A 22,033-nucleotide genomic window follows, 5' to 3' on the forward strand; every position below is an offset into this window, starting at 1 on the left:
CCCAAGGAGGGCCGGGGTGAGCCCCGGGCCGGCCATGGTAGTTTCGTTCTCCGGACGCAGTCGTTGTATGCTGCTCCAGTTGCCCGATTCGATCGGGTCTTCCCCCTGGCACCGCCACTCAGATCCTAGATCTCGATTCCGGCATGCCGGGATCAACCGTAAGAGCATCTGAAGTCTTTGGAGTGACCCGTGGCTGCCAACTGCGACGTCTGCGGCAAGGGGCCGGGCTTCGGCAACAACATCTCGCACTCGCACCGCCGTACGTCCCGTCGCTGGAACCCCAACATCCAGCGCGTCCGTACCGTGGTGGGCGGGACGCCGAAGCGCGTGAACGCTTGCACCTCGTGCATCAAGGCCGGCAAGGTCTCGCGCTGACGCAACTCCCCCAAGCTCTCGACTCCGCTCGAGCAGGGGGAACCCCCATGCGCGCGGCCACTGCTGGTTCGCTTAAAAACCGGTCCACCTTCACGGTGGGCCGGTTTTTTGTCGTCCTCTTGCTTCCATCCGCTGTGCCGTATCGGGCATGGGGTGTCCCACGCGCGCGTAGGCGACGCCGGCCGCGGCGGCAAGCTGGCCCGCCACGGGGCCGCGGCCGGCGTCGCCCCCGTCTTCCGGACCTGCCAGAATCTGCCGAATGCGCTTCGGCATCCTGGGCCCCCTCGAGATCCGCACCACGGACGGCAGCCCCCTGGACCCCGGCGGCCCCCGCCCCCGCGCGCTGCTCACCCTGCTCCTCCTGGACGCGGGCCGGACCGTCTCCACAGAGCGGCTGACCGACGGTCTGTACGGCACCGAGCCGCCGGCCGGGGCCGCCAACGCCCTCCAGTCCCAGGTTTCCCGGCTGCGCAGGCGGCTCGGCCCCGACACCGGGATCGAGGCCGACCCCACCGGCTACCGCATCACCGTCTCCCCCGACGCCGTCGACGCCCACCGTTTCGAGCGGCTCTCCCGCGAGGGAGCCTCGGCCCTCGCCCAGAGCGACCACTCCCGAGCCGCGGCCCTGCTCCGGGAGGCGCTCACCCTGTGGCGCGGCCCGGCCCTGGCCGACCTCCCGGGCTCGCACGCCCAGGTGACCCGCCTCGAAGAGCTGAGGCTCACCGCCGTACAGGACCGTGTCGACGCGGACCTCGCGCTCGGCGGCGGCCCCGCACTCGTCCCGGAGCTGCGGGAACTGCTCGGCGCGCATCCCTTGAGCGAGCGGCTGTACGGACAGCTGATGCGGGCCCTGCACGCGAGCGGCCGGGCCGCCGAGGCGCTGACGGTGTACGAGGAGGCGCGGCGCACCCTCGCCGAGGAACTGGGCGCAGACCCCTCGCCCGACCTGTCCGCCCTCCACCTGGAACTGCTCCAGGGCGCGGGCCCCGCCCACCGGCGGCTCCCCGCCCAGCTGACCCGCTTCATCGGGCGCGACGGCGAACTCGCGCGCATCGGCGCTCTGCTCACCCAGGAGCGCCTGGTCACACTCACCGGGCCGGGCGGAGCGGGCAAGACCCGGCTGGCGATCGAGCTCGCCCATGCGGACGCGGACGCGCGCGTCAGCACAAACGCTCGCGCAAACGGTTACGCAAACGCTTACGCACACGTTTGCCTCGTCGAGCTCGCCCCTCTCGCCGACCCCTCCCAGCTCCCCTACGCCCTGCTCACCGCCCTCGGTCTGCGCGAAGGTTTCCGCACCCCCGCGGGGGACACCACCGACCGCCTCCTCGCCGCCCTGGAGGACAGCGAACTGCTGCTCGTCCTGGACAACTGCGAGCATCTGGTCGAGGACGTGGCACGGATCACCGGGCTGCTCCTCGGCGCCTGCCCGGGTGTGCGGATCCTCGCCACGAGCCGTGAGTCGCTGGGGATCACCGGTGAGGTGCTGTGCCCGGTGCCACCGCTGTCGGCGGAGCCGGCCGCGCGACTGTTCCTGGACCGGGCGGCCGCCGTGCGCCCCGGTTTCGCGGGGCACGCGCGCGTGCCGGACATCTGCGCCGCCCTGGACGGGCTGCCGCTGGCGATCGAGCTGGCGGCGGCGCGGCTGCGGACGCTGACCCCTGACGAACTGGCCGACCGCCTCACCGAGCACGTCGAGGACGACCGCTTCCGGCTGCTGTCCCGGGGTGACCGAACCAAGGCACCCCGGCACCGCACCCTTCGTGCCGTCGTGGAGTGGAGCTGGGAGCTGCTGGACGAGGAGGAGCGGGAGCTGGCGCGACGGCTGACCGTGTTCTCCGGGGGCGCGACGGTCGAGGCGGTCGAGGCCGTGTGCGGGACGCCCTTTCCGGAGGACCTGCTGGCCTCGCTGGCCGAGAAGTCGTTCCTTGAGGTCGCCGAGGGGCGCTACCGGATGCTGCAGACCATCCGCGCGTTCGGCGCCGAGCACCTCGTCCGCGCGGGCGAGCAGCACCGGCTGCGGGACGCCCACGCCGCGTACTTCCTGCGGCTGGCCGAACGGGCGGAGCCGCTTCTGCGCGGCGGTGGCCAGTTGCCCTGGCTCGACCGGCTGACCGCCGAGCACGGAAACCTGGACGCGGCCCTGCGTCATCTCGTGCGCGCCGACCGGGAGAAGGCCCTGCGGCTGATGGCCGAGCTCTCCTGGTTCTGGCGGTTGCGCGGTCTTTACGGAGAGCAGGCGTCCTCGGCCAGGGAGCTGCTCGCGGCCGTGGGCGCCGAGCCGCCGGCGGATCTCGCGGAGGAGTACGTCCTGTGCGTGATCAACGCGCTCTCGGGTGCGAGCGACGATCCGGCCGACCAGCGGCGCCTGGCCCGCGTGGAGGACGTGATGGCCGGGCTGCGCGGGCCTCTGCGGCTGCCCTTCACCGTGGTGCTGTGGTCGGTGGTGGGCGGACCGCGGCCCGACGCGAACGACCGGGTGCGGGTGCAGGTCGGGGGCGACGCGTGGGGGCGGGCTCTTCTTGATGTCGGCCTCGGCTTCCAGGAGCAGTTCGCCGGGCGTCCGACGGCGTCCGAGGAGTCGTTCGCACGGTCTCTGGCGGGTTTTCGCGCGACCGGGGACCGCTGGGGCATGGCGAACTGCCTCGACCCGCTGGGCATGTTCGCCGACTGGCGCGGGGAACACCGGCGCGCTCTCGAACTGCTCGACGAAGGGCTCTCGTATGTCCGGGAGTTGGCCGCCCCCGAGGAGACCTCGGACCTCCTGCGCAACCGTGCGACCGTGCTGCTGCACCAGGGGGAACTGGCCGAGGCGAGGGAGCACTTCGGGCAGGCCCTGACGCTGGCGCGCACCGTGGGCCTCACCGACAAGGTCGCGGGTGCCCTGCGGGGCCTGGGCGACGCCGCTCGGCTGGCGGGAGACACCGGCCACGCGCGTGTGCACTACGAAAGCGCCCTGGAAGCCTGCGCCACCAACTGGTTCAGCATCGGAGAGACCGTGCGCATCCTCATCGGTCTGGGCCGCTCCGCGGCCGCGGAGGGGCGCCTCGACGAGGCGCGTGACTGGGCCCGCCAGGCGGCCGACCTCGCCGTCGAGAGTCCCGGAGTACTGGAACTCGCCGAGTCCGCGGAGGCGTTGGCGGTCCTCACCGAATCACCCGAGCGCGCCGCCGTCCTGCTGGGCGCCGCCGTCGGCCTGCGCGGGGCGGCGCTGCGGGGCGACCCCGAAGCCGTACGCAATGAGCGGGACATCCGCGAAAAGCTGTCCCCCGAAGCGTACGAAAGGGCCTTTGAGCGGGGGCGAGTGCTCGGGGCGGCGGCACTCGCCGCCGACTAGGACGGCGGCGCCGACCGGCGGCCAGGCACACGGTCAGCGAACGGTAGGAGCACGGTCAGCCCCTCCCGCCAAGCTCCTGCCCATGACAACGAACACGACACAGAACACGACACAGAACACGACACAGAACATGGCGGAGAATCCGGCGCGCAAGCTCGCCCACCTCCACGTCCTCGTCTCCGGCGCCAGCGTCGCGGGTCCCGCCCTCGCCCTCAACCTGATCCGGTACGGCGCCCGCGTCACCGTCGTCGAGAAGGCACCCGACCTGCGGCCCGGCGGATTCGCGGTCGACTTCCGGGGGCACGTCCACCGGACCGTCCTGACCGCCATGGGCATCTGGGACGAGATCCACGCCCATCAGACGCACATGGGCCGTCAGACCGTCGTCGACGCCGACGGCACCCCGCGCGTGGACCTGCCGGCCGAGATGATGAGCGGCGACGTGGAGATCCTCCGTGGTGAGCTGGCGCGGATCATGTACGAACGCACCAAGGACACGGTGGAGTACGTCTTCGGGGACTCGATCGCCACCCTCACCGAGACCCCGGAAGGCGTCGACGTGACCTTCGAGCGTGGCGCCCCGCGCCGCTTCGACCTCGTCGTGGGCGCCGACGGACTGCACTCCCTCACCCGTCGGCTCGTCTTCGGTGAGGAGTCCCGCCACCTGCGCTTCCTCGACCACTACGTGGCGGCCTTCGGCGTCCCCAACGACCTGGGGCTCGACCGCACCGGGCGGCTGTACTGCGAACCGGGGCGGGCGGTGGTCGTCGGCAACTACGACGGCGACCCGGACCGGGCGGGCGCGCTGCTCGTCTTCCGGTCCGAGAAGCTGGAGTTCGACCGCCGTGACGTGGCCGCGCAGAAGCGGATCCTGGCGGAACGGTTCGCGGGGATGGGCTGGGAGACACCGGGAGTCCTCAAGGCCCTGGAGCGGGCCGACGACCTGTACTTCGACGCGATCGCCCAGATCCATGTCGACCGGCTCACCCAGGGGCGCGTGGTGCTGCTCGGGGACGCCGGGTACGGGGCCACGATGGGCGGCATGGGCACCGGAGTGGCGATCGTCGGGGCGTATGTCCTGGCCGGCGAGCTGGCCCTCGCGGGTGGCGACCACCGCACCGCCTTCGCCGAGTACGAGACCCGTGTCCGGGACTTCGCCAAGGGCTGCCAGAAGATCTCGGGCAACGCGGGGCCGTTCTTCGCGCCGCCGACCGAGCGGCGGATCCGCAGCCGGGACCGCACCTACCGGCTGCTCAGCTCCCGCCTCCTGGCGGGCTTCTTCAAGAAGCTCACCGAGAAGGCGGCCACCGGCATCAAACTCCGCGCATACCCCGCCTGACGGGGTGTGCGGCTACGACTCGATGTCGCCGAAGTGGTCCCAGCCGCCCTTGCTGGTCCAGGGCGCGCCGTCCACCGTGACCTGGGGCAGCGCCGAGGGGTTGAGGACCTCGCCGATCACCTTCCAGCGCGCGGGCAGCTTCACGTCCGGCGGGAAGGCCGCCACGATCGCGTGGTCCTCCCCGCCGGTCAGCACCCACTGGATGGGGTCGACGCCGACGGCCTGGCCGATGTCGTTCATCTGCGAGGGGATGTCGATCGCGCCCGAACGGATGTCGATGCGCACCTTGCTCGCCTCGGCGATGTGGCCCAGGTCGGCGATCAGCCCGTCGCTCACGTCGCACATCGCCGTCGCGCCGAGCCCTGCGGCGGCGGGACCCGCGTGGTATGGCGGCTCGGGGCGGCGGTGGGCCTCTACGAAGGCGCGCGGTGAGCGGAAGCCGCGGGAGAGCACCGCGTGCCCGGCCGCGGACCAGCCCAGCCAGCCCGTCACGGCGATCACGTCACCGGGCTGGGCACCGCCCCGGGTGACCGGCTCGTGGTTGCGCAGATCGCCGAGCGCGGTGATCGAGATCATGATGGTGTCGCCGCGCACGACGTCGCCGCCGACCACGGAGGCGCCCGCGACCTGGCACTCGTCACGCAGCCCGTCCATCATCTCGGAGGGCCAGGTGGCGGGGAGTTCGGCCGGGACGACCAGACCGAGCAGCAGCGCGGTCGGTACGGCGCCCATCGCGGCGATGTCCGCGAGGTTCTGCGCGGCCGCCTTGCGCCCGACGTCGTACGCCGTGGACCAGTCGCGGCGGAAGTGCCGCCCCTCCAGGAGGATGTCGGTGCTCGCCACCACCCTGCGGTCGGGCGCGGCCACCACCGCGGCGTCGTCGCCCGGGCCGACCCGGACCGCCGGGGTGGTGGTGAGACGCGAGGTGAGCTCCTTGATGAGCCCGAACTCCCCCAACTCGCCCACGGTGCCCTTCATGATCGTACTGCTCCCTCTGCCGCTACCCGTGCCCGGTCGCGAGCCGTCTCTGTACTCGGTACGGTCGAGTTGACCGTCAACTTGTGCAGTCCGTGCACCCCGGCGCGCAAGCCCCAGCCACCGCGGGTCTCCCCGTGGCGAGCGGCGACGCGATACCGTGGCGTTCCTTTTCCCCACATGATCCTCGTGGCCGCCCTGGAGGTTCCGTGGTACAGGCGTACATCCTGATCCAGACGGAGGTCGGCAAAGCGTCGACCGTCGCCGAGACGATCAGCAAGATCCCGGGGGTGATCCAGGCCGAGGACGTGACAGGACCGTACGACGTGATCGTGCGCGCCCAGGCCGACACGGTCGACGCACTCGGCCGCATGGTGGTCGCGAAAGTCCAGCAAGTGGACGGCATCACCCGTACGCTGACCTGCCCGGTGGTGCACCTCTAGCCCCCGTCTACCCTTGGCCGGTGAACTTCTCCCGTCACCGGCACACCGCTCTCTTCGGGCTGCCCGTTCTCGCCCTGTTGATCGCCGCCACAGGCTGCTCCTCAGCAGACGACGGCGGATCGGCCGCGGTTCCCAGCCCGGAGGCGAAGGTCACCGGACTGTGTCAGAACCTGGACAAGGTGCTGCCGAAGAAGATCGACGGCCTCGACCGGAACGATCCCGAGCCCCGGTCCGCGTTGACCGCGGGCTGGGGAAGCCCGGCGATCATACTGCGCTGCGGTGTCGAACGACCCGCGAAGATGAGCGACCAGAACGCGCTCAGCGGCGAGGTGAACGGCGTCGGCTGGCTCATGGAGAAGCAGGACGACGGGTCGTACCGCTTCACCACGAGCCTGCGGCGCGCGTACGTCGAGGTCAGCGTGCCCAAGAAGTGGGTCCAGCGGGACGGGTCGGACTCGCTCGTCGACCTGGCCGCGCCCATCAAGAAGGCGATCCCCGAAGGGATCGCCGACTGACGTACACACGTGCGCGCGGGGGCGTGTGCCCTGGAGCGGAGCCCCGGTGCCCCAGGTCTACCGAAGCCCCGTCGGGCGGCGCAGCGCCGCCCGGATCAGGCGGTCCACCAGCTCCGGGTAGGCCACGCCGCTCGCCTCCCACATCTGCGGGTACATGGAGATGGGCGTGAAGCCCGGCATGGTGTTGATCTCGTTGATCACGAACTCGCCGTCCTCGGTGAGGAAGAAGTCCGCGCGCACCAGGCCCTCGCAGGAGGCGGCCTCGAACGCGTCGACCGCGAGCCGCTGGACCTCGGCGGTCTGCTCGGGGGTCAGCGGGGCGGGCACGAGACCGGGCGTCGAGTCGATGTACTTCGCCTCGAAGTCGTAGTACGCGTGCGACTGCACGGGCGGGATCTCCGCGGGCACGCTGGCGCGCGGACCGTCCTCGAACTCCAGCACCCCGCACTCGATCTCGCGGCCGCGCAGCAGCGCCTCCACGATGATCTTCGGGTCGTGGCGCTGGGCCTCCTCGATCGCCTCGTCGAGGCCTTCGAGGGAGTCGACCTTGGTGATGCCGATCGAGGAGCCCGCGCGCGCGGGCTTGATGAACAGCGGCCAGCCGTGCTCACCCGCGAAGTCGATGATCTTCTTGCGGGCCGCGGACTCGTCGCGCTCCCACTCACGGGGCCGGATCACCACGTACGGGCCGACGGGCAGCCCGAAGGAGGTGAACACCCGCTTCATGTACTCCTTGTCCTGGCCGACGGCCGAGGCGAGCACACCCGCACCGACGTACGGGACTCCGGAGAGCTCCAGGAGGCCCTGGAGGGTGCCGTCCTCGCCGTAGGGGCCGTGCAGCATGGGGAAGACGACGTCGACCTCGCCCAGGGCCTTGGGGACCGATCCGGGCTCGCTGTAGACGACTTCGCGGTTGGCCGGGTCGACGGGGAGGATCACGCCGCCCTCGTTCGACTCGGCGAGCTGCTCCACGTCCGGCTGGCGCCGGTCGACGATGGCCATCCGGTCCGGCTCGTCGGCGGTGAGCGCCCAACGGCCGTCCCGGGTGATGCCGATCGGCAGAACGTCGTACTTCGTCCGGTCGATGGCGCGCAGGACGGCGCCGGCCGTGACCACGGAGATCCCGTGTTCGGAGCTGCGGCCGCCGAAGACGACGGCCACGCGCGGCTTGCGAGGCGGCTGCTCAGGGCTCTGGGGGAGGTTCTCGGTGCTCATATCGCGTTGAGAGTACCCGTTGGTACGGCGCTGAGTCAGCGCCCCACCGCGGCCGTTGTCCAACGTCGCACGGGTGGTCGCTCAGCGTCGTACGAGCCGTTGCGGAGCGTTGATTCCCGGCGCCGCGGCGCGGATCCTCAGCGGCGCTCGGGCTTGGCGCTGCGCCCCATCAGCTCCTTGACCGCGACGACCGGCGACTTGCCCTCGTGGACGATGCCGACGACCGTCTCGGTGATGGGCATGTCGACGCCGTGCCTGCGGGCCAGATCCAGCACGGACTCACAGGACTTGACGCCCTCGGCGGTCTGCTTGGTGACCGCGATGGTCTCCTGGAGGGTCATGCCCCTGCCGAGGTTGGTGCCGAAGGTGTGGTTGCGCGACAGCGGCGAGGAGCAGGTGGCCACCAGGTCGCCGAGGCCCGCGAGTCCGGAGAAGGTCAGCGGGTCGGCGCCCATGACGACGCCGAGTCGGGTGGTCTCCGCGAGCCCGCGCGTGATCAGCGAGCCCTTGGCGTTGTCGCCCAGACCCATGCCGTCCGCGATGCCGACGGCGAGACCGATCACGTTCTTCACCGCGCCGCCCAGCTCGCAGCCCACCACGTCGGTGTTGGTGTACGGGCGGAAGTACGGGTTGTGGCTGGCGGCCTGGAGGCGCTGGGCGACCGCTTCGGAGGTGCAGGCGACCACGGCGGCGGCCGGCATCCGGGCGGCGATCTCACGGGCCAGGTTCGGTCCTGTGACCACGGCGATACGGTCGGCGCCGACCTTGGCGACGTCCTCGATCACCTCGCTCATCCGCATCGCGGAACCGAGTTCGACGCCCTTCATGAGGGAGACCAGGACCGTGTCGGGCTCCAGCAGCGGCGTCCACTCGGCGAGATTGCCGCGCAAAGTCTGCGAGGGCACGGCGAGCACGGTGAAATCGGCGTCACGCGCGGCCTCGGCGGCGTCGGTCGTCGCCCGCAGGTTCTCGGGGAGTTCGACGCCCGGCAGGTAGTCCGGGTTCGTGCGCGTGGAGTTGACCGCCTCGACGAGCTCGGCACGCCGCGCCCACAGGGTGACCTCGCACCCCGCGTCGGCGAGCACCATGCCGAAGGCCGTACCCCACGATCCGGTCCCGAAGACGGCCGCCTTGACCGGCTTGCTCACGTGCTCTGCCCCTCTTCCTGCTGTGCCTGTGCCTGCTGCTCGGCCTGTGCCCGCTCCTGAGCCCTCTCCTGGGCCCTGGTACGCCTGCGCTGTTCGATCCGTACCTGGCGCGGGTCGTAGGGCGTCTCAGGGGCCTTCTCGCCGCGGAGCTCCTCCAGCTGCGCGGTGATGGCGGCCATGATGACCTCGGTGGCCTCCTTCAGGAGGTCCGGGCTCATCTCCTTGTCGTAGAAACGCGACAGATCCACCGGAGGGCCCGCGAGAACGTGGTGGGTCTTGCGCGGAAGGAGGTTGGGCTTCTTGGCGTACGGCGGCAGCAGTTCGTTGGCACCCCACTGGGCGACCGGAATCACCGGGCACTTGGTCTGCAGGGCGACCCGGGCGGCGCCGGTCTTGCCGGTCATCGGCCAGCCGTCGGGGTCGCGGGTGAGGGTGCCCTCGGGGTAGAACGCGACGCACTCGCCGCGCTCCACGGCGTCGATCGCGGCCCGGAACGCGCTCAGCGCGTCGGTGCTCTCGCGGTACACGGGGATCTGTCCGGTGCCGCGCATCGCGGCCCCCACGAATCCCTTCCTGAAAAGCCCGGCCTTGGCCAGGAAACGCGGAACACGCCCAGTGTTGTACTGATAGTGGGCATACGCGAACGGGTCCACATGCGAATTGTGGTTCACCGCGGTGATAAATCCGCCCTCAGCCGGAATGTTCTCCATTCCGCGCCAGTCCCGCTTGATCAGAACCACTAGTGGTGGTTTGCAGAGGACCGCTGCGAAGCGGTACCAGAAGCCGATTCTGCGGCGGGGCACGCGGACACCTTCCTCTTAGGGCCTGGGGGGCCGCACAAGTGTCGCCCCAGGCCGCCTGTCTGTCGAGAACACCGTACGCCCCGACGTCCGGACCGCCAGGGGTGCCGGGTCACAATGGGCGCGACAAGGGAGGAACGGAGCGCTCGTGCAGTGGACCTTGGTCATCCCCCTCAAAGCCTTGGCGCGGGCCAAGAGCAGGCTCTCGGACACCGCCGCCGACGCGGTGCGCCCCGGACTCGCCCTCGCCTTCGCGCAGGACACCGTGGCGGCCGCGCTGGCCTGCGCGGCGGTCGGCGATGTGGCGGTCGTCACGGACGACGCGCTGGCCGGGCGGGAGCTGGCCGCACTGGGGGCGTGGATCGTGCCGGACGAGCCGGGAGGCGGTCTGAACGCCGCGCTGGCGCACGGGACGGCGGCCGTACGCTCCCGAAGTCCCGAATGCGCCGTGGCCGCCCTGAACGCCGATCTGCCCGCGTTGCGTCCCATGGAATTGACCCGGGTACTCGATGCCGCCGCCGAATTCCCGCGTGCTTTTCTCTCCGATGCGGCCGCAATCGGCACCACTCTGCTGGCCGCATCCCCCGGCCGGGAATTGCGCCCCGCCTTCGGCACCGATTCCCGAGCCCGTCATCGCGCCTCGGGAGCCGCGGAACTCCTCCTCACCGCGGTGGATTCCGTGCGCCAGGACGTGGACACCGGCGACGATCTGCGCGCGGCGCTCGCCCTGGGGGTGGGCCCGCGCACGGCCACACTGGCGGCGAAACTCCTGATCCCGGGCCAACCCGGCACCTGAAGGCACCTGGCCACGCGAACCGGCGTTCCCGAAGCCCGGTCAGGTCCGCCGGACCCATCGGCGGCGCGCACCGGCGCTGGATAGGCTTTCGGCATGCAGGCGACCGCGTACACGTACGACCCCGACACCCGTAGCGGACAGGTGCTGCTCGACGACGGCACGCCGGTGCCCTTCGACGGCGCGGCGTTCGACGCCGGCGGGCTCAGGCTGCTGCGCCCGGGACAGCGCGTGCGCATCGAGACCGAGGGTGACGGCGAGGCCCGCCGGATCACCCTGGTGACGCTCCAGACCTTCTGACCGGACCTTCCGACCGCACCTTCGCCAGACCTTCGCCGTACCGTCTGACCAGGCACTCTCACCAGATCCCGGACACGCCGCGGGCCGGGCTCCCCGTGGGAGTCCGGCCCGGCGCGTGAGTTGCCCTGCGCCCCAGCTTCTAGCGGGCGGTGGCCTTCTTGGCGGTGGTCTTGCGAGCCGTCGACTTCTTGGCGGGGGCCTTCTTGGCGGTCGCCTTCTTCGCCGGGGCCTTCTTGGCCGTCGCCTTCTTGGCGGTGGTCTTCTTCGCCGCGGTCTTCTTGGCGGTCGCCGTGGTCTTCTTGGCGGTCGTCTTCTTCGCGGTCGCCGTGGTCTTCTTCGCCGCGGTGGTGGTCTTCTTCGCGGCCGTCTTCTTCACGGCGGCGGTGGTCTTCTTGGCGGCCGTCGCCCTCTTGGCGGTGGTGGCCTTCTTGGCCGCGGCCTTCTTCACGGTCGCCGCGGCGCCGCCGGTCAGGCTGCCCTTGGGCGCCTTCTTGACCGCGACCTCGCCACCACGCGGGAGCTTCTTCGAGCCGCTCACCAGGTCTTTGAAGCCCTGACCCGCGCGGAAGCGCGGCACAGAGGTCTTCTTGACCCGAACACGCTCACCGGTCTGCGGGTTGCGGGCGTAACGAGCCGGACGGTCGACCTTCTCGAAGGAACCGAAGCCGGTGACCGAGACCCGGTCCCCGCCGACAACTGCACGGACGATCGCGTCCAGTACGGCGTCGACCGCGTCGGCGGCCTGCTGACGCCCGCCGACCTTGTCGGCAATCGCTTCTACGAGCTGCGCCTTGTTCACGTCTTCCCCTTCGGAGACATTGCCCGAACGAATGCGTTCAAGCTTTTTCGCACGTTAGGCAGATATATACCGCAAATCAAACACGAAACGGGCTAATCACCCTTGTGCCGCAACGAACTCGGGCTGTCGCGGAGTTCCTCAGCGTTCCCCTTCGAGGAATCGACCCTCGTCGAGGTCGGTGGTGAACCGCTCCAGCCGCCTTGTCGCGTCGGCGAGATCGTGCTTGGCCACGGCCGTAATGACCAGCAGCTTCCGGGTCAGCGCCATCCGTACGCCCTCCGGGACTTGCAGTGCGCGCACTCTTGTGTGCGCTTCCTTCAGTTGGGCCGCGACTGCCGCATAGAGCTCGAGTTGGCCGTCGTGTTCCATGCACAGATTGTGCCATCTGGGGCGAGTTGTCGCCTGCCCAGGGGGTAACTGCCGTACCTGGAGAGGGTCCTGAGCGCCCCGGAGCGCCGCGGCCCCAACAGGCGCGTACCCAGGCAATCTCCTTTGTAACTGGGGGAGTTGAGGCCACCCGAAGGGGCGTTCGGAGGCAGACACAGCTGTACCCCCAACCGTCCACGATTGGGGGTACAGAGGGGTGTTGCGGTGGCTGAAATCAGCCCTGCCTCAGCCGCGAAGCGGCCCGGGCGTCAGACCTGGAGCGTCTTCGGCTTGTACGACGGCCGCTTGGCCTCGTACTCCGCGATGCCGCCCTCGTTCTGGAGGGTGATGGAGATGTCGTCCAGGCCGTTCAGCAGCCGCCAGCGGGCGTTCTCGTCGAGCTCGAAGGCCGCGGTGATGCCCTCGGCGCGCACTTCGCGGGCCTCCAGGTCGACCGTGATCTCGGCCTCGGGGTCCTTCTCCGTCAGCTCCTGGAGCGCGTCCACGACCTTCTGCTCCAGAACCACCGTGAGCAGGCCGTTCTTGAGCGAGTTGCCCCGGAAGATGTCCGCGAACCGGGACGAGATGACGGCCTTGAAGCCGTAGTTCTGCAGCGCCCAGACGGCGTGCTCACGGGAGGAGCCGGTACCGAAGTCGGGGCCCGCGACCAGGACCGTGGCGCCCTTGCGCTCGGGCTGGTTGAGGATGAAGGACGGGTCCTTGCGCCAGGCCTCGAACAGCCCGTCCTCGAAACCGTCCCTGGTCACCTTCTTGAGCCAGTGGGCGGGGATGATCTGGTCGGTGTCGACGTTGCTGCGCCGCAGCGGAACGGCCCGGCCGGTGTGCGTGATGAATGCTTCCATGACTTCTCAGACTCCAGCGGGCACGGGGGCGTCGGACAGGTCGGCCGGGGAGGCCAGGTGGCCCAGCACCGCGGTCGCGGCGGCCACCTGCGGCGATACGAGGTGCGTACGGCCGCCCTTGCCCTGCCTGCCCTCGAAGTTACGGTTCGAGGTGGACGCGGAGCGCTCACCGGGGGCCAGCTGGTCGGGGTTCATGCCCAGGCACATCGAGCAGCCCGCGTGCCGCCACTCGGCGCCAGCCTCCTTGAAGACCACGTCCAGGCCCTCGGAGACGGCCTGCAGACCGACCCGCGCGGAACCGGGGACCACCAGCATCCGTACGCCGTCGGCGACTTTGCGGCCCTCGACGATCGAGGCGGCGGCGCGCAGATCCTCGATGCGGCCGTTGGTGCACGAACCTACGAAGACGGTGTCGACCTTGATGTCGCGCAGCGGCTGTCCGGCGGTCAACCCCATGTACTCCAGGGCCTTTTCGGCGGCCATGCGCTCCGAAGCGTCTTCGTACGAAGCCGGGTCGGGGACGGACGCCGAAAGCGGCGCTCCCTGGCCCGGGTTGGTGCCCCAGGTGACGAACGGCGCCAGCGACGGGCCGTCGATGACCACCTCGGCGTCGAAGACCGCGTCCTCGTCCGTCTTCAGGGTCTTCCAGTACGCGACCGCGGCGTCCCACTCCTCGCCCTCGGGGGCGTGCGCACGGCCCTTGAGGTACTCGAAGGTGGTCTCGTCGGGGGCGATCATGCCCGCGCGGGCACCGGCCTCGATCGACATGTTGCAGATGGTCATCCGGGCTTCCATCGAGAGCTTCTCGATGGCGGAGCCGCGGTATTCCAGGATGTAGCCCTGGCCGCCACCCGTACCGATCTTGGCGATGATCGCCAGGATCAGGTCCTTGGCGGTGACGCCCTCGGGCAGCTCGCCGTCGACCGTGATGGCCATGGTCTTGGGGCGGGCCAGCGGCAGCGTCTGGGTGGCCAGCACGTGCTCGACCTGCGAGGTGCCGATGCCGAACGCCAGCGCGCCGAAGGCGCCGTGCGTGGAGGTGTGGGAGTCGCCACAGACCACGGTGGTGCCGGGCTGGGTCAGACCCAGCTGCGGTCCCACCACGTGGACGACGCCCTGCTCGACGTCACCCAGCGAGTGCAGCCGTACACCGAACTCGGCACAGTTCTTGCGCAGGGTCTCCAGCTGAGCCCGGGAGACCGGGTCCGCGATGGGCTTGTCGATGTCGAGGGTCGGGGTGTTGTGATCCTCGGTGGCGATGGTGAGGTCGAGACGGCGCACGGGACGCCCCGCCTGGCGGAGGCCGTCGAAGGCCTGCGGGCTGGTCACCTCGTGCAGCAGGTGCAGATCGATGAAGAGGAGGTCGGGCTCGCCCTCGGCGCGCCGGACGACATGGTCGTCCCAGACCTTCTCCGCGAGTGTCCTACCCATCGCTTTCCCTCCGGCCGGCCTGTGTGGCGCCGGCCCAACTAGAGATTTCCGGGGCGGCGGCGTCCGTACCCCTTGTCCGGACGCCCTCCACCGGGCCCGTTGGTCCGCGGGCCGCTGTGTCTACAAGGGTGGCGCGTTCCACCGAAAATTGAACTTGCGTTTCACAGAGTGAGACGCGAGTATCGTTGCATGGACAACAGTAGCGGCGTCGGCGTTCTGGACAAGGCAGCCCTTGTCCTGAGCGCTCTGGAGTCCGGTCCGGCCACCCTCGCGGGACTGGTCGCGGCGACCGGACTGGCACGACCCACGGCACATCGCCTCGCCGTGGCACTTGAACACCACCGCATGGTGGCGCGTGACATGCAGGGCCGCTTCATTCTCGGCCCCCGCCTCGCCGAGCTGGCCGCGGCCGCGGGCGAGGACCGTCTCCTCGCGACGGCCGGCCCGGTGCTCACGCATCTGCGCGACGTCACGGGCGAGAGCGCCCAGCTCTACCGCCGCCAGGGCGACATGCGCATCTGCGTCGCCGCGGCCGAGCGCCTGTCCGGCCTGCGGGACACGGTCCCGGTCGGCTCGACGCTGACGATGAAGGCCGGCTCCTCGGCGCAGATCCTGATGGCCTGGGAGGAGCCGGAGCGCCTGCACCGCGGTCTCCAGGGCGCCCGCTTCACCGCCACGGCGCTCTCGGGCGTACGGCGCCGGGGCTGGGCCCAGTCGATCGGCGAGCGCGAGCCGGGCGTCGCGTCGGTCTCCGCGCCCGTACGCGGTCCCTCGAACCGGGTGGTGGCCGCCGTCTCGGTCTCCGGTCCGATCGAGCGCCTGACCCGGCACCCGGGCCGTATGCACGCCCAGGCGGTCATCGACGCCGCCGCCCGCCTCTCCGAGGCCCTCCGCCGCACGGGCTGAGTCACACCTCCGGTACGACACCCGGGGACGAGCCGGCCTCAACGCCGCGGCAGGCTCATCCCCCGGACACCTACCCGCACGATCCGATCAACCCGCCGCTCCCCCGGCCTCCGCCCCCGCCTTGGGCGACCGGTGAGCGAACCGGTCCGCCGCCCGCCGCCCCCGCTTCTCCACGGGCAACGCCCCGTACGCGGCCGCGAGCCCGAAGGGCGGCATGTCCGCGTAGATCGACTCGTACGACCCCTCCGGCACCACATACGCCTCGTGCCAGATCCCCACGTGCTGCCGCACCTTCCCCGCCCGTTCCTTGCGGTTGATGATCGCCCACACCTTGTGATGGAACATGTCGGGCGCCGACGCGTACGCGTACAGCTTCTCCTTGGACTCCCAGTACTGGACGACGTAGTACGTCCGTGGTGACGCCGTCAGCAGCACCCGGCCGAGCAGGCCTCGGCTGCCGTCCTTCTCCAGGTCGCGCACCATGCGCAGCATGGCGAAGAACACCGGTACCCACTGGTGCACCGCCCAGAAGTGGTGGACACGCATGCCGATCAACAGGACGACCACGTCCCCCTCGGCTGCCGCGGTCGTACGGCCAGCGGCCACGGGCTTCCCGAACATGTCGTCCCCCTGTTGGTCAGCGGCACTATCCGATGACATCTGTTTGGATAGTGCCGCCACCCAAGGAAGGGCGCAAGGGATGCGGCTGTCGGAGTTGAGCGAGCGCAGCGGGGTGTCCACCGCGACGATCAAGTACTACCTGCGCGAGGGGCTGTTGGCTCCGGGCCGCCGGATCAGTGCGACGACGGCGGAGTACGACGAGAGCCATCTGCGCCGGCTGCGGCTGGTGCGGGCGCTGATCCAGGCGGGCCGGGTCCCCGTGGCGACGGCCAAGGAGATCCTCGGGCACGTCGACGACGAGTCCCTGGGCCGGACGATCCGGCTGGGCGCGGCCCTGTGGGCGCTGCCGCAGGAGCCCGAACCGGACGAGCGGGACCCGGCCGTCCAGTCCGCGCGCCAAGAGGTGGACCGACTGCTGGAGTCGCTGGGCTGGGAGACCGCCCGGGAGCTGAGCACCCTCTCCCCCGTGCACCGCTCCCTGGTGTCGGCGGTGGCCACGCTCATCCGGCTCGGCTACGCCTGGGACGCCGAACTCATGGCGCCGTACGCGCAGTTGATGCACCAGGCGGCTGTCCACGACCTGGACTTCCTGGAGAAGCATCCCTCGGAGGAGGAGAAGGTCGAGACGGCGGTCGCGGCGGCGGTTCTCTTCGAGCCGGTCCTCAAGGCGCTGCACCGGCTGGCCCAGGAGGAGGAGTCGGCTCGGCGCTACGGCATCGAGTGACGCGTACGACATCCGGGGCGGCGGAGTGCGGGGCGGCGGAGTCCGTGAACCCAGCGGGCGGCACCGCCGGCTCCAGGACCCCACAAACGCCGATGGACCCCCACCGAAGTGGAGGCCCATCGGACTCACGTACCCCCGACCGGATTCGAACCGGCGCTACCGCCTTGAGAGGGCGGCGTGCTAGGCCGCTACACAACGGGGGCAAGGATCACAACTGATCCAGCTGGGCTACCAGGACTCGAACCTAGAACAACGGAACCAGAAACCGTCGTGTTGCCAATTACACCATAGCCCAAAGTGGTCTAGACCACCGAGTACCCCCGACCGGATTCGAACCGGCGCTACCGCCTTGAGAGGGCGGCGTGCTAGGCCGCTACACAACGGGGGCCCTAGCGATCCTGCATGAGAGGCAGCGGGTGCGACCCGGACTGCCTTCCTGGGAAGGATCTGTACCCCCGACCGGATTCGAACCGGCGCTACTGCCTTGAGAGGGCAGCGTGCTAGGCCGCTACACAACGGGGGCGTTGCGGAATCGATCTCCGCGTTTGCAGATGAGCTCTGCGAGCTGGCCTACCAGGACTCGAACCTAGACTAACGGAACCAGAAACCGTCGTGCTGCCAATTACACCATAGGCCACTGAAACTCAATCCCCTGCGGGGATCTTGTTTTAGCTTGCGCCTCCGGTTCCGGACCTTTCGGCCCGCTCTCCGGCGGCGCAGGAAGAACATTACCTGAAGGTGGACGGCGCTCCAAAACGGGTATCGGCGCCGACGATCGCGGGGAGTTCGGCCAGCGAGGCGATCCGGTGCGGGCCGACGGGCCTGTCGATGGGCGTGTCGACGGGCGTGTCGACGACGGCCCGGCCGCCGTCGCGGTCGAGCCAGACCGACAGCAGACCGGCGTCTGCGGCTCCTCGCCCGTCGATCTCCGGGTGGTCGCCGACGTACGCGACCTGCCGCGGGGCGAGTTCCAGGGCCTCGCAGGCCGCGTGGAAGGCCTGGGCGTCCGGCTTGGAGACGCCGAGCTCGGCGGCGCACAGGACGGCCTCGAAGCGGTCGCGCACGCCGAGGACGCGCAGCTTGCGGTCCTGGACGGTGAGGCTGGAGTTCGACAGCACCCCGTGCCGGTGACTTTCGGCGAGTGCGTCCAGGACGGGCAGCACGTCCGGGAAGAGCGTCCAGGCGGCCTCGTAGTGCGTGAAGTACCGCTGGAACCAGGCGTCGGCCTCGGCGTCCGTCAGCCGCTCGCCCAGGAAGACCCGGACACGTTCCCGGCGCTGCCCCTCGAAGTCGGTCTCCCCCGCCGAGAAGCGCGCCCACTGCTGGTCGGTGATCTCCCGCCAGTACGCGAGGGCCTGCTCGGCGGACTCGTACGCGTCGAGCAGCCCCTCGGCCGCCAGATGACCGTGCATGCCGGTGCGGTCGGCGGTGGTGTAGTCGAAGAGGGTGTCGTCCACGTCCCAGATCACGGCCCTGATGGTCATGGTTCGACGGTATCCCGGAGTGTGCTTCCCGTGTCGGCCGGTTGACGCTTGTCGCGCCGGTGAACCGTCGGCGACGGCCTCGACCGTCGCCCTACGGGCGGAAGTTGGGCCGGGCGCGGCGCCACGGCACACGACGAGGGGGCGGCGTCCGAACCGGACGTCGCCCCCTCGTCTCGTCGTACGACGTGCGGCTACAGCTTCGCCAGCGCCGCGTCGATGCGGGCCAGGGTCTTCTCCTTGCCCAGGATCTGCAGGGACTCGAAGAGCGGCAGGCCCACCGTACGGCCGGTGACGGCGACGCGGACCGGGGCCTGGGCCTTGCCGAGCTTGAGGCCGTGCTCCTCACCGGCGGCCAGGACGGCCTCCTTGAGGGACTCCGGGGAGGACCAGTCGGCGGCGTCCAGCTTCTCGCGGGCCGTGCGGAGCAGGGCGTCGCTGCCCTCCTTCATGGCCTTCGTCCAGGAGGCCTCGTCGACGGCCGGCTCCGGCAGGAACAGGAAGTCGACGTTGTCCGTGATCTCGGAGAGGACCTTCATCCGCGACTGGGCGTGCGGGGCGATCGCCTGCCACTTCGCCTCGTCGAAGTCCTGTGGCGCCCAGGGGGCGAACGGGGCCCGCAGCCAGGGGGCACAGCGCTCGGTGAAGTCCTTCACGTCGAGCAGGCGGATGTGGTCGGCGTTGATCGCCTCGCACTTCTTCAGGTCGAAGCGGGCCGGGTTCGGGTTCACGTCCGTGACGTCGAAGGCGGCGACCATCTCGTCGATGGAGAAGATGTCGCGGTCCGCCGAGAGCGACCAGCCGAGCAGGGAGAGGTAGTTCAGCAGGCCCTCGGGGAGGAAACCGCGCTCCCTGTAGAGGTTGAGCGAGGACTCCGGGTCGCGCTTGGAGAGCTTCTTGTTGCCCTCGCCCATCACATACGGGAGGTGACCGAAGGCCGGGGTCTCCTTGGCGATGCCCAGCTCGGTCAGCGCCTTGTAGAGGGCGATCTGCCGCGGGGTGGAGGAGAGCAGGTCCTCGCCGCGCAGGACGTGGGTGATCTCCATCAGGGCGTCGTCGACCGGGTTGACCAGGGTGTACAGCGGCGCGCCGTTGGCACGGACGATGCCGTAGTCCGGGACGTTCTCCGGAAGGTAGGTGATCTCGCCGCGGACCAGGTCGTCGAAGGTGATCGCCTCGTCGGGCATCCGGAAGCGGACGATGGCCGTGCGACCCTCGGCCACGTAGGCGGCCTTCTGCTCGTCGGTGAGGTCGCGACAGTGGCCGTCGTAGCCGGAGGGCTTGCCGGCGGCACGGGCGGCCTCGCGGCGGGCGTCCAGCTCCTCGGTGGAGCAGTAGCAGTGGTACGCGTGGCCGGCGTCCAGCAGCTTCTGGGCGACATCCTTGTAGATGTCCATGCGCTGCGACTGACGGTACGGCGCGTGCGGGCCGCCGATCTCGGGGCCCTCGTCCCAGTCGAAGCCCAGCCAGCGCATCGAGTCGAGCAGCTGGTTGTACGACTCCTCGGAGTCGCGGGCCGCGTCGGTGTCCTCGATGCGGAAGACCAGGGTGCCTTCGTTGTGCCGGGCGAACGCCCAGTTGAACAGGGCGGTGCGGACCAGGCCCACGTGGGGGTTGCCGGTCGGGGACGGACAGAAACGTACGCGTGGGGGCACCCCCTGTCCGAGCGGAGTCGAGGACTTGGGGGAGTTCGCGTTAGCCACGCTTGATCACCTTGTTGGTGAGAGTGCCGATGCCTTCGATGGTGACGGCGACCTCGTCGCCGACGTTCAGGGGGCCGACCCCAGCCGGGGTGCCGGTGAGGATCACGTCGCCGGGGAGCAGCGTCATGGCCTCGGTGATGTTGACGATCAGGTCCTCGACGGAGTGGATCATCTCGCTGGTGCGGCCGAGCTGGCGCTGCGCGCCGTTGACCGTGCACTGGATCGTGATGCCCTCGGCGATCGCGGCGAGGTCGAGGTCCGTCTCCACCCAGGGGCCGAGCGGGCAGGAGTTGTCGAAGCCCTTGGCCCGGGCCCACTGCTTCTCGCGCTTCTGGACGTCACGCGCGGTGACGTCGTTGGCGCAGGTGTAACCGAGGATGACGTCCTTGACGCGCTCGCGCGGGACCTCGCGGCACATGCGGCCGATGACCACGGCGAGCTCGGCCTCGTGGTGCAGCTCGCTGGAGAAGGAGGGGTACTGGATGTCGTCGCCGGGACCGATCACCGAGGTCGACGGCTTGAAGAAGGCGAACGGGGCGTCGGGCACCTCGTTGCCGAGCTCCTTCGCGTGCTCCGCGTAGTTGCGGCCGAAGGCCACGACCTTGTTCGGGAGCACCGGCGGCAGCAGCCGTACCTTGCTCAGCGGGACCTTCGTACCGGAGAGCTCGAAGTCCGCGAACGGAATGCCCTTGATGATGTCGAGGACGAGTTCGTCCGGCTTGTCGCCCTCGACCGCGCCGAAAGCGACGTTGCCGTCGATGGAGAACCTGGCGATGCGCACGGGATCCTTGCGCCCCTCACTGAGCTGGCTGGAGTCTGACGCTCCAGGCTAACGCGGGGAGGGGGCCGAGCTTCGCGTATATCCGCCGGTGGGCCGCAAGCCGTGTGCGCCGGGCGGCTGTCCACCGTGTGTGCCGGTTGACTGTCCGCCGCGTGCGGCCGCCGTCGGCCACCGGCGCCGGGGGGCCGTCATCCACATGCCCCACCGGCCATCGGCCGAAAGTGGCGGTCGGCCGCCGACGAAGTGCGCGGGGCGATCGTCGACCATGCGTGCCGCCCGCCGGCCGTCGCCGGGCGGCCCATCAGCCACCTGCCTCGCGCGACCCTCGGTCATGTGCGGCGGCCGACCCCCGGCGCAGTGAGTCGGCGGCGGTCCGCGTGCGTATTACTCGGCGACGGCGGCCGTGACCGGGGCTTCCATCAGGATGGTGCGGCGGGGGTTGGCGGTCTGGGTGGGGAGGTCGACCGAGTGCTCCGGCTGCTCCGGCGTCTGCAGCGCGTCGGCGTCCTCGAGGTGCGCCAGCGTGGTGCGTCGCGGGTTGGCTATGTTGCGGAACATCATCGTCGTCTTCACTGTTGTTCCAGACCTCGTCTTGGTGGGCGCCGCAGGGGTCAAGGACCGCCGGGTCGGCGCGGGTTGTCGGATTTGCCATCCCTGTAAAGCGTCAGGCTAAACATGCAATTCCCGGTCGAAGCCGTGAAGACCTCATGATCGCCATGTGAGTTTGCTCACTTACTAGCAGGCAAACCGGTCAATTCAGGCCGCCAACCCGTCTCGGCGAAACGGACATTGCTCCACTGAACCCAACATTCCGCTCCTGATCATCGCGACTGGGACACCCCTCGCGCACCCATGGCTCGTAGGCATACGCCCTTTATGTACGAGATCACTTTCTACGTCTCGTAACGCATCCCTCACAAGGTGTCACGGTGGTCACAGCCTGGTACACGGGCCTTGTTGGAGATCCTGCACTGTGCTGGAATTCCACGGACCGCCGCGGGATCGAACCGGCGCACAGGGGGCGCGACTCAGCGCCGGGTGGCGGCGGGAAGGGGGAGCAGCGCCGGTCACTCACGACCACACGTGGGGGTGCGCCTGCGCCCCTGAACGACGCCGAC

22 protein-coding genes and 5 tRNA genes are annotated in these 22,033 nt (G+C 70.0%); 9 read left to right on the plus strand and 18 right to left on the minus strand.

What is annotated here, in order from left to right; all coding sequences use genetic code 11:
- Positions 1–189: 189 nt before the first annotated feature.
- The 3 genes from rpmB (at position 190) to ACFZDJ_RS30615 (ending at position 5,051) form a co-directional block, all read left to right on the plus strand.
- Positions 190–375 (plus strand): 50S ribosomal protein L28, encoded by a 186-nt coding sequence (gene rpmB / locus ACFZDJ_RS30605; RefSeq protein WP_003993230.1) that lies wholly within the window; start codon positions 190–192, stop codon positions 373–375.
- A gap of 259 nt (positions 376–634) precedes the next feature.
- The gene (locus ACFZDJ_RS30610) at positions 635–3,712 is read left to right on the plus strand and encodes a BTAD domain-containing putative transcriptional regulator (RefSeq protein WP_391063650.1); all 3,078 of its coding nucleotides are present in this window, start codon (positions 635–637) and stop codon (positions 3,710–3,712) included.
- 130 nt (positions 3,713–3,842) lie between these two features.
- Positions 3,843–5,051 carry an FAD-dependent monooxygenase gene (locus ACFZDJ_RS30615; protein WP_391063859.1) on the plus strand — a complete coding sequence of 403 codons (1,209 nt, stop codon included), beginning with the start codon at positions 3,843–3,845 and terminating at the stop codon, positions 5,049–5,051.
- Between the two features lie 12 nt (positions 5,052–5,063).
- On the opposite strand, the gene ACFZDJ_RS30620 is transcribed toward ACFZDJ_RS30615, so the two are convergent.
- Positions 5,064–6,029, minus strand: coding sequence for a thiamine-phosphate kinase (locus ACFZDJ_RS30620; RefSeq protein WP_054235392.1), 966 nt, complete (start codon positions 6,027–6,029; stop codon positions 5,064–5,066).
- A 206-nt stretch (positions 6,030–6,235) separates the two neighbouring features.
- Here ACFZDJ_RS30620 and ACFZDJ_RS30625 point away from each other — a divergent pair, with 206 nt between their 5' ends.
- Together ACFZDJ_RS30625 and ACFZDJ_RS30630 are read left to right on the plus strand one after the other, a co-directional pair.
- Entirely contained in the window at positions 6,236–6,469 is a 234-nt protein-coding gene (locus ACFZDJ_RS30625; protein WP_103548548.1) for an Lrp/AsnC family transcriptional regulator, read from the plus strand.
- 20 nt (positions 6,470–6,489) lie between these two features.
- Entirely contained in the window at positions 6,490–6,984 is a 495-nt protein-coding gene (locus tag ACFZDJ_RS30630) for a DUF3515 family protein (protein WP_390933622.1), read from the plus strand.
- 57 nt (positions 6,985–7,041) lie between these two features.
- Here ACFZDJ_RS30630 and ACFZDJ_RS30635 read toward each other — a convergent pair whose 3' ends face one another.
- The 3 genes from ACFZDJ_RS30635 to ACFZDJ_RS30645 form a co-directional block, all read right to left on the minus strand.
- Entirely contained in the window at positions 7,042–8,199 is a 1,158-nt protein-coding gene (locus ACFZDJ_RS30635) for a D-alanine--D-alanine ligase family protein (RefSeq protein WP_168511536.1), read from the minus strand.
- Between the two features lie 137 nt (positions 8,200–8,336).
- On the minus strand, positions 8,337–9,347 hold the full coding sequence (locus tag ACFZDJ_RS30640) for an NAD(P)H-dependent glycerol-3-phosphate dehydrogenase (RefSeq protein WP_168511534.1): 1,011 nt from the start codon (positions 9,345–9,347) through the stop codon (positions 8,337–8,339).
- Positions 9,344–10,150 (minus strand): 1-acyl-sn-glycerol-3-phosphate acyltransferase, encoded by an 807-nt coding sequence (locus ACFZDJ_RS30645; RefSeq protein WP_168511532.1) that lies wholly within the window; start codon positions 10,148–10,150, stop codon positions 9,344–9,346. Before ACFZDJ_RS30645 ends, ACFZDJ_RS30640 begins: the two co-directional genes overlap by 4 nt.
- A gap of 145 nt (positions 10,151–10,295) precedes the next feature.
- Between ACFZDJ_RS30645 and cofC the strand changes: the two genes are divergently transcribed.
- Positions 10,296–10,943 carry a 2-phospho-L-lactate guanylyltransferase gene (cofC, locus tag ACFZDJ_RS30650; protein ID WP_391063653.1) on the plus strand — a complete coding sequence of 216 codons (648 nt, stop codon included), beginning with the start codon at positions 10,296–10,298 and terminating at the stop codon, positions 10,941–10,943.
- Between the two features lie 93 nt (positions 10,944–11,036).
- A complete protein-coding gene (locus ACFZDJ_RS30655; RefSeq protein ID WP_054235398.1) occupies positions 11,037–11,240 on the plus strand; it encodes a hypothetical protein in 204 nt (67 codons plus the stop codon).
- Positions 11,241–11,379: 139 nt separating this feature from the next.
- Here the strand turns inward: ACFZDJ_RS30655 and ACFZDJ_RS30660 are convergent, their stop codons facing one another.
- The 4 genes from ACFZDJ_RS30660 to leuC all read right to left on the minus strand — a co-directional run bounded on the left by ACFZDJ_RS30660 (position 11,380) and on the right by leuC (position 14,699).
- Positions 11,380–12,039 carry an HU family DNA-binding protein gene (locus ACFZDJ_RS30660; protein WP_054235399.1) on the minus strand — a complete coding sequence of 220 codons (660 nt, stop codon included), beginning with the start codon at positions 12,037–12,039 and terminating at the stop codon, positions 11,380–11,382.
- A gap of 138 nt (positions 12,040–12,177) precedes the next feature.
- On the minus strand, positions 12,178–12,408 hold the full coding sequence (locus ACFZDJ_RS30665) for a hypothetical protein (protein WP_101400876.1): 231 nt from the start codon (positions 12,406–12,408) through the stop codon (positions 12,178–12,180).
- A gap of 266 nt (positions 12,409–12,674) precedes the next feature.
- Positions 12,675–13,268 carry a 3-isopropylmalate dehydratase small subunit gene (leuD, locus tag ACFZDJ_RS30670; protein WP_391063655.1) on the minus strand — a complete coding sequence of 198 codons (594 nt, stop codon included), beginning with the start codon at positions 13,266–13,268 and terminating at the stop codon, positions 12,675–12,677.
- A 6-nt stretch (positions 13,269–13,274) separates the two neighbouring features.
- Positions 13,275–14,699, minus strand: a complete 1,425-nt coding sequence (gene leuC, locus ACFZDJ_RS30675) for a 3-isopropylmalate dehydratase large subunit (protein WP_384911852.1) — start codon at positions 14,697–14,699, stop codon at positions 13,275–13,277.
- Between the two features lie 189 nt (positions 14,700–14,888).
- On the opposite strand from leuC, the gene ndgR reads away from it, so the two are divergent.
- Positions 14,889–15,605: an IclR family transcriptional regulator NdgR gene (gene ndgR, locus ACFZDJ_RS30680; RefSeq protein WP_015036427.1), complete on the plus strand. Its 717-nt coding sequence runs from the start codon at positions 14,889–14,891 to the stop codon at positions 15,603–15,605.
- A gap of 87 nt (positions 15,606–15,692) precedes the next feature.
- Here the strand turns inward: ndgR and ACFZDJ_RS30685 are convergent, their stop codons facing one another.
- Positions 15,693–16,226 (minus strand): monooxygenase family protein, encoded by a 534-nt coding sequence (locus ACFZDJ_RS30685; RefSeq protein ID WP_391063658.1) that lies wholly within the window; start codon positions 16,224–16,226, stop codon positions 15,693–15,695.
- Between the two features lie 79 nt (positions 16,227–16,305).
- Here ACFZDJ_RS30685 and ACFZDJ_RS30690 point away from each other — a divergent pair, with 79 nt between their 5' ends.
- Complete coding sequence (locus tag ACFZDJ_RS30690) at positions 16,306–16,950, plus strand: MerR family transcriptional regulator (RefSeq protein WP_390933626.1); 645 nt, start codon at positions 16,306–16,308, stop codon at positions 16,948–16,950.
- A gap of 130 nt (positions 16,951–17,080) precedes the next feature.
- Here the strand turns inward: ACFZDJ_RS30690 and ACFZDJ_RS30695 are convergent.
- From ACFZDJ_RS30695 to ACFZDJ_RS30735, 9 genes are all read right to left on the minus strand, one after another.
- Positions 17,081–17,153 (minus strand) — tRNA-Glu (locus ACFZDJ_RS30695).
- 20 nt (positions 17,154–17,173) lie between these two features.
- Positions 17,174–17,245, minus strand: a tRNA-Gln gene (locus ACFZDJ_RS30700).
- A gap of 20 nt (positions 17,246–17,265) precedes the next feature.
- Positions 17,266–17,338: transfer RNA gene (locus ACFZDJ_RS30705), tRNA-Glu, on the minus strand.
- A 62-nt stretch (positions 17,339–17,400) separates the two neighbouring features.
- Positions 17,401–17,473, minus strand: a tRNA-Glu gene (locus tag ACFZDJ_RS30710).
- 42 nt (positions 17,474–17,515) lie between these two features.
- Positions 17,516–17,587, minus strand: a tRNA-Gln gene (locus ACFZDJ_RS30715).
- Between the two features lie 91 nt (positions 17,588–17,678).
- Entirely contained in the window at positions 17,679–18,434 is a 756-nt protein-coding gene (locus tag ACFZDJ_RS30720; RefSeq protein WP_390933627.1) for an HAD-IA family hydrolase, read from the minus strand.
- A gap of 191 nt (positions 18,435–18,625) precedes the next feature.
- Positions 18,626–20,134 carry a glutamate--tRNA ligase gene (gltX, locus tag ACFZDJ_RS30725; protein ID WP_385377882.1) on the minus strand — a complete coding sequence of 503 codons (1,509 nt, stop codon included), beginning with the start codon at positions 20,132–20,134 and terminating at the stop codon, positions 18,626–18,628.
- Entirely contained in the window at positions 20,127–20,915 is a 789-nt protein-coding gene (locus ACFZDJ_RS30730; RefSeq protein ID WP_101400869.1) for a fumarylacetoacetate hydrolase family protein, read from the minus strand. Before ACFZDJ_RS30730 ends, gltX begins: the two co-directional genes overlap by 8 nt.
- Before the next feature lie 384 nt (positions 20,916–21,299).
- Positions 21,300–21,488 carry a hypothetical protein gene (locus ACFZDJ_RS30735; protein ID WP_067370993.1) on the minus strand — a complete coding sequence of 63 codons (189 nt, stop codon included), beginning with the start codon at positions 21,486–21,488 and terminating at the stop codon, positions 21,300–21,302.
- Positions 21,489–22,033: the final 545 nt, after the last annotated feature.

It is taken from the genome of Streptomyces sp. NPDC007896 (assembly GCF_042959425.1).
In the GTDB taxonomy this organism is placed as follows: domain Bacteria; phylum Actinomycetota; class Actinomycetes; order Streptomycetales; family Streptomycetaceae; genus Streptomyces.

What these genes read in the sequence shown, in the direction of transcription:
- ACFZDJ_RS30610 (WP_391063650.1), top strand. Translation starts at nt 635, where the DNA reads ATGCGCTTCGGCATCCTGGGCCCCCTCGAGATCCGCACCACGGACGGC.
- ACFZDJ_RS30615 (WP_391063859.1), top strand. Translation starts at nt 3,843, where the DNA reads ATGGCGGAGAATCCGGCGCGCAAGCTCGCCCACCTCCACGTCCTCGTC.
- ACFZDJ_RS30620 (WP_054235392.1), bottom strand. Translation starts at nt 6,029, where the DNA reads ATGAAGGGCACCGTGGGCGAGTTGGGGGAGTTCGGGCTCATCAAGGAG.
- ACFZDJ_RS30635 (WP_168511536.1), bottom strand. Translation starts at nt 8,199, where the DNA reads ATGAGCACCGAGAACCTCCCCCAGAGCCCTGAGCAGCCGCCTCGCAAG.
- ACFZDJ_RS30655 (WP_054235398.1), top strand. Translation starts at nt 11,037, where the DNA reads ATGCAGGCGACCGCGTACACGTACGACCCCGACACCCGTAGCGGACAG.
- ACFZDJ_RS30665 (WP_101400876.1), bottom strand. Translation starts at nt 12,408, where the DNA reads ATGGAACACGACGGCCAACTCGAGCTCTATGCGGCAGTCGCGGCCCAA.
- leuD (WP_391063655.1), bottom strand. Translation starts at nt 13,268, where the DNA reads ATGGAAGCATTCATCACGCACACCGGCCGGGCCGTTCCGCTGCGGCGC.
- leuC (WP_384911852.1), bottom strand. Translation starts at nt 14,699, where the DNA reads ATGGGTAGGACACTCGCGGAGAAGGTCTGGGACGACCATGTCGTCCGG.
- ndgR (WP_015036427.1), top strand. Translation starts at nt 14,889, where the DNA reads ATGGACAACAGTAGCGGCGTCGGCGTTCTGGACAAGGCAGCCCTTGTC.
- ACFZDJ_RS30685 (WP_391063658.1), bottom strand. Translation starts at nt 16,226, where the DNA reads ATGTTCGGGAAGCCCGTGGCCGCTGGCCGTACGACCGCGGCAGCCGAG.
- ACFZDJ_RS30690 (WP_390933626.1), top strand. Translation starts at nt 16,306, where the DNA reads ATGCGGCTGTCGGAGTTGAGCGAGCGCAGCGGGGTGTCCACCGCGACG.
- ACFZDJ_RS30720 (WP_390933627.1), bottom strand. Translation starts at nt 18,434, where the DNA reads ATGACCATCAGGGCCGTGATCTGGGACGTGGACGACACCCTCTTCGAC.